Origin of the sequence: uncultured Anaerovibrio sp. (assembly GCF_947302755.1) — a bacterium.
Lineage (GTDB): Bacteria > Bacillota > Negativicutes > Selenomonadales > Selenomonadaceae > Anaerovibrio.
The window spans coordinates 1-12,519 of the sequence record NZ_CAMYWM010000075.1; the positions used below are offsets into that span (position 1 = coordinate 1).

Genomic DNA, 12,519 nt, shown 5'->3' on the forward strand with positions numbered 1-12,519 from the left:
TCTGGGTGAGGCGGCCCAGGAGGAGGCCTTTAAGCTGGTTATGGAGCTTCGGGATGCAGGCTTCAGTGCCGCCGTTGATTACGCCGGACGCAGTATGAAGGCCCAGATGAAGCAGGCCAACAAGCTGGGGGCAAAATTCGCCGCCATTATGGGGGAGGATGAGCTGGCCCAGGGCGTGGTAATGCTTCGGGATATGGCTGGCAGCGAGCAGGAACAGGTTCCTGTAAATGAGCTTATCAGTAGGTTAAAATAAATAGTACCCAAAAAAATTATATGAGGTGAAAGATTAAATGGATTCTTTAGAAGGCTTGAAGCGTTCTCATCATTGTGGTGAGCTGCGCAAGGACAATGTAGGCAGCGAGGTAGTACTCTGTGGTTGGGCGTCCCGTCGCCGTGACCACGGTGGTTTGATTTTTATTGATTTCCGTGACCGTTCCGGCCTGGTTCAGATTGTATTTGATGAGGCGGCTATTGGTGAGGAGGCCTTCCACAAGGCTGAGACCATCCGCAGCGAGTTCGTTCTGGCTGTACGGGGCGATGTGCGGGCCCGCAGTGAGGATACCATTAATCCTAATATGGCCACCGGCGAAATCGAGGTTGTGGTTAAGGAGCTGCGTATTCTGAACAAGGCCAAGACCCCACCATTCTACATTCAGGATGGTATTGAGGTAGATGAAATGCTTCGCCTGAAGTATCGTTATCTGGACCTGCGCCGTCCGGAGATGCAGAAGTGCCTGATGCTCCGTCATCGGGTAACCAAGATTATGCGTGATTATTTCGATAGAAATGGCTTTTTGGAGATTGAGACCCCAATGCTGTGCAAGTCCACTCCAGAGGGTGCCCGTGACTTCCTGGTACCAAGCCGTTTGAATCCAGGTGAGTTCTACGCTTTGCCCCAGTCGCCGCAGATTTACAAGCAGATTCTCATGCTGTCCGGCTTTGAGAAGTATTTCCAGATTGTTCGCTGCTTCCGTGATGAGGACCTGCGGGCTGACCGTCAGCCAGAGTTCACTCAGCTGGATATTGAGATGTCCTTCATCGACCAGGAGACCATCCTCACTATGATGGAAGGTATGATGGGTGAGATCTTCGAGAAGGCCCTTGATACAAAAATTCCTACGCCGTTCCTGCGCATGACATGGGATGAGGCAATGGAGCGTTACGGCTCTGATAAGCCAGATCTTCGTTTTGGCATGGAGCTCATGGATATTTCCGAGTACGTTAAGGGCTCTGACTTCAAGGTATTTGCTTCTGTTCTGGAGAACGGTGGCCAGGTTAAGGTTATTAATGTAGAGGATTATGCCAACATTCCTCGTCGTGAGCTGGATGGTCTTGTTCAGTATGTACAGGGCTATGGGGCCAAGGGCTTGGCCTGGATTCAGTACACCGAAGAGGGGGTTAAGTCTCCATTTAAGAAATTCTATTCCGATGAAACCTTTGAGGAAATCAAGAAGGCTACCGGGGCCAAGACCGGCGATTTGCTGCTGGTTATTGCTGACAAGCCATTGGTAGTGGCTCAGGCTCTTGGTGAGCTGCGTCTTGAAATGGCCCGTCGCCGTGGCCTTATTGACCCGGACAAGCTGAGCTTCCTGTGGGTGGTTGACTTCCCTATGTTTGAATACAGTGAAGAGGATAAGCGGTGGAAGGCTATGCATCATCCATTCACTGCACCACGTGATGAGGATGTTCAGTATCTTACCACTGACCCTGGCAGGGTTAAGGCCATTGCTTATGATATGGTGCTGAACGGCGTGGAAATCGGTGGCGGTTCTCTCCGTATTTATCAGGGTGACCTGCAGGAGAAGGTATTTGAGGCCATCGGTCTTACTCCGGAGGCTGCCCATGAGAAGTTTGGCTTTATGCTGGATGCCTTCAAGTACGGTGCACCACCTCATGGCGGATTGGCCTTTGGTCTTGACCGTCTGGTTATGCTTATGGCCAAGAGAAAGTCCATCCGGGATGTTATTGCCTTCCCTAAGACCCAGAGTGCGTCTGACGTAATGAGCCAGGCACCTTCCGAGGTAGATGAGAAGCAGCTTAAGGAGCTGTCCATCCGTACCCACGTTAAGAAAAAGGTCAAGGAAGACTGATTATTTTAGTTGAATAAATATGTAAAAGGGACTGGTTGAATCGGTCCCTTTTATTGTTTGGTATAGCCTTCTGTATATTTTTGTGTTACAATGAAGTTTGTATTTTTGAATTTAGGAGGCAAGTAATGTCTTTTGATAAGGTTGAAATCCTTGGGGTAAAGGTGGATTCCCCTACTATGGCCCAGGCGGTAGAGCGGGTGGAGTCCTTTGTGGAGCAGGGGAAAAGTACCCTTATTGCCACTGCCAACGCGGAAATGATTATGCGGGCTACCTATGATGAGGAATTAAGAATGATCCTTAATGCCGCTGATTTGGTGGTACCGGATGGTGCCGGTACGGTGTGGGCGGCCGGCTATTTGGGTCATCCCATGCCGGAACGGGTGGCGGGCTATGATTTGGCCCAGGAGCTGATGAAGCTGGCCCCGGCCAAGGGACAGCGGATATATTTCTTCGGCTCGGCCCCGGGAGTGGCAGATATGGCCAAGGCCAAGGCTGAGGAATGGTATCCGGGTATAAATATAGTAGGAACCCGCAATGGCTTTTTCACAGCTGATGACGAGCCCCAGATTATTACCAACATAAAGGCGGCCAGGCCGGATATTTTATTTGTGGCCCTGGGCGTGCCCAAGCAGGAAAAATGGCTTTACAAACATCTGCAGGAGCTGCAGGTTCCGGTTTCCATCGGTGTAGGCGGTTCCTTTGACGTAATGGCCGGGGTGATGCAGCGGGCTCCCCTGTGGATGCAGCGGGCCAAGCTGGAGTGGCTGTTCCGCGGTTTGAAGCAGCCAAGCCGTATCGGGCGCCTTATGGCATTGCCAAAATTTGTCCTGAAGGTTATGGGAAGTAAAAAATAGATTTTTCAATAAGGCTGTTAATAATATTTTGCGGTGGCAAAATATTATCAATAGCTGTATAATATTTCCAGTTTAAAGCGATTTTTCTCATAGAATATGTTTCAGGAGGTGCAGCTTTTGGGGAAGTTCCATATAGTAAGAGAAGGATACGTATTCATTTTCGGCGCATTGGCTGTTGCTGCTGTATTAGGGCTGCTGCTTGGCCCTGTAGGGGCGGTTGTACCCCTTGTTCTGGCAGCATACTTTACATATTTTTTCCGCAACCCGGACCGGGTAATTCCCATGGATGAAGACCTGATTGTTTCCCCTGCCGACGGTACTGTACAGGACGTTGTGGAGGTGGAATACGATGATTTCCTTAAGGGGCCCGGAACCAAGGTTGTTATCTTTCTGTCCATTTTTAGCGTTCACGTTAACCGCAGTCCTATTGCCGGGGAAATAAAGACCCAGAAATACGTGTGTGGGCGGTTTAAGCCGGCCTATAAGGATGAGGTAGGGTTTGAAAATGAGCGTCACATGATCGGTATTGAAAACGATCGGCTGAAGGTTACTGTAACCCAGATAGCCGGCATTTTGGCCCGTCGCATTGTATCCTGGGTTACCCTGGACGACAAAATGGATAAGGGCGATGTGTATGGCCTTATAAAATTTGCTTCATGTACTGAGATAGTTGTACCTAAGAATGTTGAGGTTCTTATGAAGAAGGGTGACAAGGTTCATGGAGGAGAGTCAATAGTGGGGAGGATTAAGGACTAATGAGCAAAGCTGTAATTCCTAATGCGTTTACTTCCAGTAATCTTGTTTTTGGCATGATTTCTATTTTGTGCACATTTAACGGTAATTTGACGGCTGGTGCCGTATGTATTTTGTTGGCCTTGGTAGCGGATGGCTTGGATGGACGTACGGCCCGGGCCCTGGGGGTAAGCAGTGAATTGGGCAAGGAGATGGACTCCCTGTGCGATTTGGTATCCTTCGGTGCGGCTCCGGCCATGCTGGCCTACAAGCTTCAGCTGGCCGAATTTGGTCTGCTGGGCTGGGTGGCAGCCATTTTCTTTGCCCTGTGCGGCATGTGGCGCCTGGCCAGGTTCAATGTGAATACCACAGTGGTTCACGGCTATTTTATGGGACTGGCTATTCCAGCCGGTGGTTGTCTTATTGCCACCTCCACCTTGCTTATTAATGCTATTGGTTACAATCTGGATGAAATATCTTACGCATATCCTGTCATTGTTATGGTGGTGGCCTACCTGATGGTCAGCACCGTCCATTATCCTGATTTCAAGGGAGATGGGGAAAAGATGAATTTGGTGGCCAAGCTTATTGCAGCGGCTGTGTTTGTGGCCATTCTTTGGCTGGGCATTGACGGGATTGGTTATGCTGTTCTCTTTGGTATTTTTGCAGCATATGCGATTTTTGGTATTGTAAATCACAGTATTAATCTGCTTTCCGGCAATCATTGAGCCGGTTAATATATGCTGTCTAAAGGAGAAGAAATTTAATGTTTTTTCCGCTTGATATAATAATGATTCCACTCCAGATTTTCCTGTTCTGTTTCACTATTTATTTCTTTATTATTGGATTTTTTGGGTTGGTGGTATTTAGAGAAAAAAAGGTCACAACACCAGAAAAAAAGTTTGCCTGCCTGATTGCGGCCCATAATGAACAGGCCGTAGTGGCTCATCTTGTCAAAAATCTTCAGGAGCTGGATTATCCGAAGGAATTATATGATATTTACGTTATTGCCGATAATTGTACCGACGATACGGCCAAGGTTTCCCGGGAGGCCGGGGCCATTGTCTGTGAGCGGTTTGACCCGGAGCGTAAAACCAAGGGCTATGCCCTGGACTGGATGTTTGCCAAGCTCTTTGATATGGAGAAGGATATGGAGAAGCCATATGATGCGGTATGTATTTTCGATGCCGATAATTTGGTTCATCCCCGTTTCCTCATTGAAATGAATCATCATCTGGTAAAGGGGGCCAAGATTGTTCAGGGCTTTTTGGATGCCAAGAACCCGTATGATTCCTGGGTTTCTGCCACCTTTGCCCTGTCCTTCTGGGTTATTGACTACCTTATTCATCAGGCCAAGACCAATTTGGGTCTGTCGGCAGTGCTGGGCGGTACCGGTATGTGTATTACCACTGAGGTGCTGAAGCGTCACGGCTGGCGGGCCAACTGCCTGGTTGAGGATATGGAATTTACCATGAAGTCCCTGGTGGAGGGGATTAAGACCACCTGGGCAGTGGATGCCATTATCTACGATGAAAAGCCACTGACCTTCATGCAATCCTGGTATCAGAGAAAGCGTTGGGCCCAGGGCCAGTTTGATGTGGCCCACCGGTTTATTCCTAAATTGCTGAAGGAAGGCATCAAGCAGCGTAGCATTCCTATTCTGGATGGCTGTCTGTACCTTATTCAGCCCTATTTTCTGATGTTCACCGCCTTCTTTATATTGATGGGCTATATTCAGCAGCTTTACGGTCAGCAGATTTATACCAGTATTTATGCCTTTATGCCAAATCATCTTATGACGGCCATAACCATTATCCAGTATTTGCTGCCAATGATTATTCTCATAAAGATGAAGGCCAAGTGGAAGGCCTGGCTGTATATACCCCTATATCAGGTGTTTATTTATTCCTGGCTGCCCATTGTATTCCTTGGGTTCATTCATCGCAACGAGCATGAATGGGCGCATACCAAGCATACTCAGGCAGTAAGCTACGACCAGTTTATCAGCGGTCGAAAATGATGCGATTTACCCCTTCAGCTGCATTGGCAATGAAGGGGTTCCCTTTTATGTTGGAGGATGGAGCTTTATGTTTGAAATACATGTAAGTGCCGAATTTGAAGCGGCCCATCGGGTGGCCGGCTATAATGGAAAATGCGATCGCCTGCACGGTCACAGCTGGACGGTGGAAGCAGCTGTGGTGGGTGAGAGACTGGATAAATTAGGTATGCTGGTGGATTTTAAGGTGGTAAAGGGCCGGCTCCGGGAGCTGCTGGAAGCCCTTGACCATCAATATCTTAATGAATTGCCGGCATTTGCTGATGGGCATAACCCTACGGCGGAGCATTTGGCCCAATACATTTATGAGGAAATGGCCAGGGCAGAATTCTTTAACAATAATGTTCGTCTGAAGCATATTCAGGTCTGGGAGTCCCCTAAATCTTCCGTAATATATTCTTTAGATTAAGGTATTGGGATATGAACGCAAATCTTATTGAAATTTTTTCCTCGGTACAGGGAGAGGGCCGCTATGTAGGCTGCCGCCAGCTTTTTGTGCGGTTTGAGGGCTGTAATTTAAATTGTAAATATTGCGATACAGAAAATCAGGCAGGCACCCATCCTCTGTGCAGGGTGGAAACCTTTCCCGGCTCGCGAAAATTTTCTGATGTTATCAATCCATTGGAGCCAACTGAGGTGGCGGCGTATATCAACCGTTTCCTCATGGAGCTGCCCCATCAGGCCATTAGCCTCACCGGCGGGGAGCCATTGCTGCATTCCCCTTTTTTGCAGGAGCTGCTGCCCATGGTTAATGCCAGGGTGATGCTGGAGACCAATGGAACATTGCCTGACCGATTGGCCAGGATTATTGATATGGTGGATATTATCAGCATGGATATAAAGCTGCCCCAGGCCACCGGTGAGGAACACTGGGAGGAGCATAGACGTTTTTTGGAAATTGCCAGGAAAAAGGATGCTTACGTAAAGCTGGTGGTGTCCGGCGATATCCATATGGGGGATTTTCAGCGGGCTCTGGAGCTGGTGGCAGAGGCTGACCCGGGGATATTGCTTATTTTACAGCCGGTTACACCCCTTAATGGGGTGAAGGGAGCCTTGCCGGAGCAAATGCTGGAGCTGCAGCAGCAGGCTTTGGAGGTTCTTGGGGATGTACGAATTATTCCCCAGACTCATCGCATGATGGATCAATTGTGATTGGAGGAGCAACAGGTGGAAAATCACTGCTTTTCAGATAGGATAGCCACATTTTTGCAGGGTGTGGCCGATTTGGTGCGCCAGGATTTTGGCTGCTTTATGATTTTTTGGTTGTTAAGCTGTTCGACCCAGGTGATCAAGTGGGGCATGATGGGGAAAACGGATTTGGTCATGTCCATGGCCTTCACGGGCTTGCTGGCAGCTCTCTTTGTGACCTTTATTACCCGTTGGCTGTTTGTGCCAAGGGCCAGTAAAATAATCCGGTGTATTTTGGGCGGTATGCTCTTTGCCGCCTTCGTCATTGAAGCCTTTGTCTTATATCAATATGGGGCCCTGACCGGAGTGGGTACCATAAATTCCCTGTTTGAAACCAATCCCAAGGAGTCCGCGGAATTTTTAAACACCTTCGTGGGGCTGAATGGGGGGCTGTTGGCCCTTGTCATTATTTGCGTATTGTATTATCTGGTGAAATACAGACCCTGGCACAAGCTGGAAGCCGATGACATATCCAAGAGGGTTATTGCCGGAATTGTTATGACCCTTTCCATGGCCTATTCCATTTATATGTGCTGTGCCTATCCGGGTATTATGTTTGGGGGGGATAATCTTACCCCCCTGACCCGGCTTATGGGGGCCACCAGCACCGCCTGGAGAAATCATGTGGCCTATCATGAGCTGCAGGCCAAGCTGGATGTGGATATTCATCTTACCCGGAATGATGGGCATATCACCAATATTGTATTTATTCTGGGGGAATCCACCAACCGCAATCACATGCACCTTTACGGTTATCCAATGGAAAACACCCCCAATCTGGATGAGCTGTTTAAAAAGGGGGAAATCGTTTTCTTTAAGGATGTGGTCAGTGCCCATTCTACCACTGTAGCCTCCCTGAGCAAGATTTTTACCTTCTGTGACCACGAGTCGGATAAGCCGTGGTATGAATACAATAATTTGATTGATATTATGAATGCGGCAGGGTACAAGACCCACTGGCTGTCCAACCAGGAAAGCTCCGGTATTTGGGGCAACGTGGCCCAGATTTATGCGGCCCACAGTAGCGTAAGTCACTATACTCAGATACGGGATTCCAAGGAGGACGAGGGCCGGGTGGATGGCGAGCTGTTCCCATTGGTGGACAATGCCATTGCCGGTATCGGGGACAGCACCAGGAATTTTTTTGTGATACATCTTATGGGGGCTCATTTGGCCTATTACAATCGGTATCCCTTTGAATTTGCCAAATTCAACGAGACCAATATCAGGCTGCCAGGCTTCAATGATGAGCAAAAGCAGGTTATTGCCCAATATGACAACGCCCTGTTCTATAATGACTATATCGTCAGCGGTATCATCGATAAATTCCGGGAGACAAATTCTGATACCATCGTCATATATCTGCCTGACCATGGTGAGGCGGTATATGATGAAGGGGGAGTCAACGGCCATATCGAGGAAAATCCAAGCCGCCATATGATAGAGGTTCCCCTTATTATGTGGGCCTCTGAGAAATTTAAACAAAATCATCCGGAAAAGTGGTCCATGATTCAGGAGGCTATACAAAATCCATACATGACCGATGATATGATTCATACCGTATTGGATATTGCGGATATTTATACTGCGGATTTTGACCCCGCCAAAAGTATTATTAATCCTGATTTTAATCAGCTGCGTCCAAGAATTTTTGATGACAGGGATTACGACCGGGTAATTCGTGGCATGCATCAATAATGGGGCATGCATCAATAATAGGAAAGCCTGTCAGGAGGGAGCGAGAAGCTCTCTCCTGATTTAGCTTGAACCCTACGCTAACAGGGGCCAAGTCTCCCCCTCTTAGGTGGGGGAAAGCACCCGACAGCATCGGATAAATCTCCCGCTGAATAAGTCTTATTTTAATATTATTTTTGGCAGGGAATTATTAAGATAGGATTAAAAGATTAAACTTCAGTTAGAAATGTCCTCTATGTCTAAACATATTCCCCGAATTAGGGTAAAATATAATACAACAGGTGGATGAAGTAATATGAGGATCTGTTCAGGTGAAAATTTTAGCTCTGTCTGAATTAAGTCAGATTTTGTCCCTCAACAGCAGATAAGCTACCCCGCAGCCCGGAGTCAATAATTTAGTCATAGGAGGTGCAGTATGGATAAGCTGGAGCATAAACGGAAGCAAGAACTGGACACTGTGACTGAAATGATTGGCATTTATTGCCGTGATATCCATAAAACCGATGGGATTAAGCTATGTCCCTCCTGTCAGGAGCTCCTGGATTATGTGGAAAAGCGGCTGGCTGCCTGCCCCCGGATGGAAGACAAAAGCTTTTGCAGTGCCTGCAAAACCCATTGCTATGCTCCCCATCGCCGGGAGATTATACAGAAGATAATGAGGTACAGCGGGCCCAAGATGATTTTCCGTTCACCTCTGCTGGTCATTAAGCATAAAATTATCCAGTGGCTGACTGCACGGGAAAAAATACTGTAGAATGTATTTACAAAGAACTATTGTTGTGGTAAAATGAATTTAAATATTGATGCTATTTACTAGAGAGTGGGTGCAAACCCGCTCTTTTGTCTTATGTTTAAGATTAATATTTAAGCAAAGGGGGCAGGTGTATGAGTAAACTTATAGAAGACACTGTGGAACAAATTGTTGAAGGTCTTCTTGAGGGTACCGGACTTGAATTGGTTGGTGTGGAATACGTCCGGGAAAAGGATTGGTACCTTAGAGTGTTTATTGATAAAGAGGGTGGCATTGAGCTTGATGATTGCCAGGAGCTAAGCGGCCGCCTGGGTGACATTCTGGATGAGCGGGATGTTATAAAGGGGGCTTATATACTGGAGGTGTCCTCTCCAGGCCTTGACCGGGAATTGAAGAAGGATAAGGACTTCAAGCGGGAGCAGGGCAAGAAGGTGGATGTTACCCTGTATGCCGCACAGAACGGCAATAAGGTGTTGGTTGGTGTGTTGAAGGGCTATGATGGCCATAATGTGACCATTGACGAGCAGGTAATTCCAATGGAAAATGTTGCTCAGGTTCGTTTGCACATAGATTTTTAGGAGGTTTTTTAGTGGCTACCAAATTAAAGAAAAGTAAGTCTGAAGCAGTGGCTGATACAGGCTTTATGGAAGCAATTCAGGTATTGGGGAAGGAAAAGGGGATTGCTCCGGAAATTTTGTTCGATGCAATTGATAAGGCGTTGGCCTCTGCCTATAAGAAAAATTACAACAATGAGGCCAACTGCCGTGTAAGTCTGGATCGTCAGACTGGCGAATATCATGTATACGCCATCAAGGAAGTTGTGGAGGAGGTAGAAAATCCTGTTACCCAGATTTCCCTTGGCATGGCTCAGCAGAAATCAGCTGATTATGCAGTAGGCGATACCCTGGAGGAGGAGGTTACTCCGGCCAATTTTGGCCGCATTGCTGCCCAGAACGCAAAGCAGGTAGTTGTACAGGCTATTCGCGAGGCTGAGAGAGGAATTATTTTCAGCGAATACGTAAATCGCGCCAATGATATTATTACCGGCGTGGTACAGCGGGTAGAGAACAGGAACGTTTATATTGACCTTGGCAAAACCGAGGCCATCCTGGGAGCCACTGAGCAGATTCCCCATGAGACGTACACGCCAAATGACCGTATCAAGGCCCTGATTATCGAGGTAAAGAATACCAACAAGGGTCCGCAGGTTTTGGTGTCCCGTACTCATCCAGGCCTGCTGAAGCGCCTCTTTGAGCTGGAGGTACCTGAAATTCAAAGCGGTGATGTGGAGATTAAGTCCGTGGCCCGTGAGCCGGGGATGCGCTCCAAGATTGCCGTATATGCGGCTGATGCCAATATTGATGCTGTAGGCTCCTGTGTGGGACCGCGGGGTAACAGGGTTCAGGCTATCGTTGATGAGCTCCGGAATGAAAAGATTGATATTGTTAAGTGGAGCGATGATCCGGTACAGCTGATTGCCAATGCCCTTAGTCCGGCCAAGGTAGTCTCCGTAGCCATTAATGAGGAGGAGAAAATCTCCCGGGTAATAGTTCCTGATTATCAGCTGTCCCTGGCTATTGGCAAGGAGGGGCAGAACGCCCGTCTGGCCGCCAAGCTTACCGGCTGGAAAATTGATATTAAGAGTGAGTCCCAGGCTGAGGAATTTGGCTTTGAGGATGAGGAAAATACAGAGAAAATTGACTTGGATGTTTTCGCCGACGAAGAGTTTGCTTCTGAGGAAGAATAAGAAAAGCTGGGGTGACAGATATGGCAACAGTAAAAAAAATTCCTACCAGACTTTGCATAGGCTGTCAGGAGCAGCATCCCAAGAAGGAGCTGGTGCGTATTGTGCGCAGCCCGGAGGGGGAGTTTTCTATAGACCTCACAGGCAAGAAGGCCGGTCGGGGGGCTTATATATGCAATAACAGGGCATGCTTCCAAAAGGCCCTGAAGGAACACCGTTTCGACCGTTCCTTTAAATGTACGGTGGATAAAGCCATTTTTGACGAGCTGAGTGAGCAGCTTTTTAAATAAATTATGAACGAAACAAAAATATTGAATCTGCTGAGTATGGCCCAGCGGGCCAATAAGGTGGTGTCCGGCGATTTCGCTGTAACCAAGGCACTACAAGGACGGAAGGCCTTGCTGATGATTGTGGCTCAGGATGCCGCAGAGGAAACCAAAAAAAATTATCAGCACATGGCAGAGAATGCAGGAATTAACGTATATTATCTATTTGACAGAGAAGAACTAGGTCACTGCATAGGAAAGGATTTTCGGGCAGTGGCTGCCATACTGGATAAGGGCTTTGCAGATGCTTTATCCAAACTCTTTGAAGACAGATAGTCATTCGGGGGTGGATTAATGAGAATACACGAATTTGCAAAAGAAATTAACACAGACAATAAACAGATTATTGAGATATTAGAGCGGAACAATATTACCGGCAAAAAACACTCAAGCTCCATAAGTGACAGTGAAAAGAAGCTGGTACTGGACTCATTGAAGGGAACCTCGGCACCGAAGCAGGGTGACAAGGCCAAAAAGGAGGACCGGCCTCCAAAGGCTGAGCCCGCATCCAAGGCCGTCAAGCATACTGAACAGCCAAAGCAAGCCGCCAAGCAGCCGGAAAAGTCCCATGAGCCACATGAGAGCAAGGAACATCGTGACAGGGCTGGGGAGAAGCATACAGATAAGAAGCCGGAACAGCGGAAAAATCACGAGTCCAGGCATAACGAGCAGTCAGCCAGAAAAAACAGCGGCTTCAGTACTCCACGCCAGGTGAACAACAATGGCAGTCACAACAATCGCAATTTCGATCGTAACCGCAATAATGGGGAACGGAAGAATAACGGCGGTCAGGGCAACAGCTCTGAACGCAATCGCAATGGCGGTTTTGATAACCGTCCTCAGCAGGGCAAGAAGGCTGGTGGACACATGGGCAATCAGGCAGCAGTAATGAACGAGGGCGGTCGCAGTGACCGTAATAAAAACGAAAGAAATAATCGTATGGAGCGTAATGACCGTATGGAGCATAATGATCATATCCGCAATGGTAAGGATCGCAACAAGAACAACAACAAGAATAATAACTTTAAGAACAGCGGCTTTGGCAACAACAACCGCAACGGCAAGAATTTCCGGGGAAACAAG

Annotated in this window: 15 protein-coding genes; all 15 read left to right on the top strand. The window is 47.8% G+C overall.

Annotated elements, in window-relative coordinates:
• The coding region (locus tag Q0Y54_RS08205; RefSeq protein WP_297966200.1) for a His/Gly/Thr/Pro-type tRNA ligase C-terminal domain-containing protein at positions 1–253 on the top strand (253 nt) is incomplete at its 5' end.
• A 37-nt stretch (positions 254–290) separates the two neighbouring features.
• Positions 291–2,090, top strand: coding sequence for an aspartate--tRNA ligase (gene aspS, locus Q0Y54_RS08210; protein ID WP_297966202.1), 1,800 nt, complete (start codon positions 291–293; stop codon positions 2,088–2,090).
• A 125-nt stretch (positions 2,091–2,215) separates the two neighbouring features.
• Positions 2,216–2,944, top strand: a complete 729-nt coding sequence (locus Q0Y54_RS08215) for a WecB/TagA/CpsF family glycosyltransferase (protein ID WP_297966204.1) — start codon at positions 2,216–2,218, stop codon at positions 2,942–2,944.
• Between the two features lie 117 nt (positions 2,945–3,061).
• Entirely contained in the window at positions 3,062–3,700 is a 639-nt protein-coding gene (locus Q0Y54_RS08220; RefSeq protein WP_297966207.1) for a phosphatidylserine decarboxylase, read from the top strand.
• Complete coding sequence (gene pssA / locus Q0Y54_RS08225) at positions 3,700–4,404, top strand: CDP-diacylglycerol--serine O-phosphatidyltransferase (RefSeq protein WP_297966209.1); 705 nt, start codon at positions 3,700–3,702, stop codon at positions 4,402–4,404. Before Q0Y54_RS08220 ends, pssA begins: the two co-directional genes overlap by 1 nt.
• A gap of 38 nt (positions 4,405–4,442) precedes the next feature.
• Positions 4,443–5,696: a glycosyltransferase family 2 protein gene (locus Q0Y54_RS08230; RefSeq protein WP_297966210.1), complete on the top strand. Its 1,254-nt coding sequence runs from the start codon at positions 4,443–4,445 to the stop codon at positions 5,694–5,696.
• A gap of 67 nt (positions 5,697–5,763) precedes the next feature.
• The gene (queD, locus tag Q0Y54_RS08235; protein WP_297966212.1) at positions 5,764–6,141 is read left to right on the top strand and encodes a 6-carboxytetrahydropterin synthase QueD; all 378 of its coding nucleotides are present in this window, start codon (positions 5,764–5,766) and stop codon (positions 6,139–6,141) included.
• A gap of 11 nt (positions 6,142–6,152) precedes the next feature.
• Positions 6,153–6,884: a 7-carboxy-7-deazaguanine synthase QueE gene (locus Q0Y54_RS08240; RefSeq protein ID WP_297966214.1), complete on the top strand. Its 732-nt coding sequence runs from the start codon at positions 6,153–6,155 to the stop codon at positions 6,882–6,884.
• Positions 6,885–8,618 (top strand): phosphoethanolamine transferase, encoded by a 1,734-nt coding sequence (locus tag Q0Y54_RS08245; protein WP_297966216.1) that lies wholly within the window; start codon positions 6,885–6,887, stop codon positions 8,616–8,618. It abuts the gene before it with no gap.
• 412 nt (positions 8,619–9,030) lie between these two features.
• A complete protein-coding gene (locus Q0Y54_RS08250) occupies positions 9,031–9,369 on the top strand; it encodes a nitrous oxide-stimulated promoter family protein (RefSeq protein ID WP_297966218.1) in 339 nt (112 codons plus the stop codon).
• Positions 9,370–9,500: 131 nt separating this feature from the next.
• Positions 9,501–9,944: a ribosome maturation factor RimP gene (rimP, locus tag Q0Y54_RS08255; RefSeq protein ID WP_297966221.1), complete on the top strand. Its 444-nt coding sequence runs from the start codon at positions 9,501–9,503 to the stop codon at positions 9,942–9,944.
• 65 nt (positions 9,945–10,009) lie between these two features.
• Positions 10,010–11,113, top strand: coding sequence for a transcription termination factor NusA (nusA, locus tag Q0Y54_RS08260; RefSeq protein ID WP_297966229.1), 1,104 nt, complete (start codon positions 10,010–10,012; stop codon positions 11,111–11,113).
• Between the two features lie 20 nt (positions 11,114–11,133).
• A complete protein-coding gene (locus Q0Y54_RS08265) occupies positions 11,134–11,400 on the top strand; it encodes an RNase P modulator RnpM (protein ID WP_297966223.1) in 267 nt (88 codons plus the stop codon).
• Between the two features lie 3 nt (positions 11,401–11,403).
• Entirely contained in the window at positions 11,404–11,712 is a 309-nt protein-coding gene (locus tag Q0Y54_RS08270; RefSeq protein ID WP_297966225.1) for a ribosomal L7Ae/L30e/S12e/Gadd45 family protein, read from the top strand.
• Between the two features lie 18 nt (positions 11,713–11,730).
• Positions 11,731–12,519: translation initiation factor IF-2 N-terminal domain-containing protein (locus Q0Y54_RS08275; protein WP_297966227.1), on the top strand; the 789-nt coding region annotated here is incomplete at its 3' end.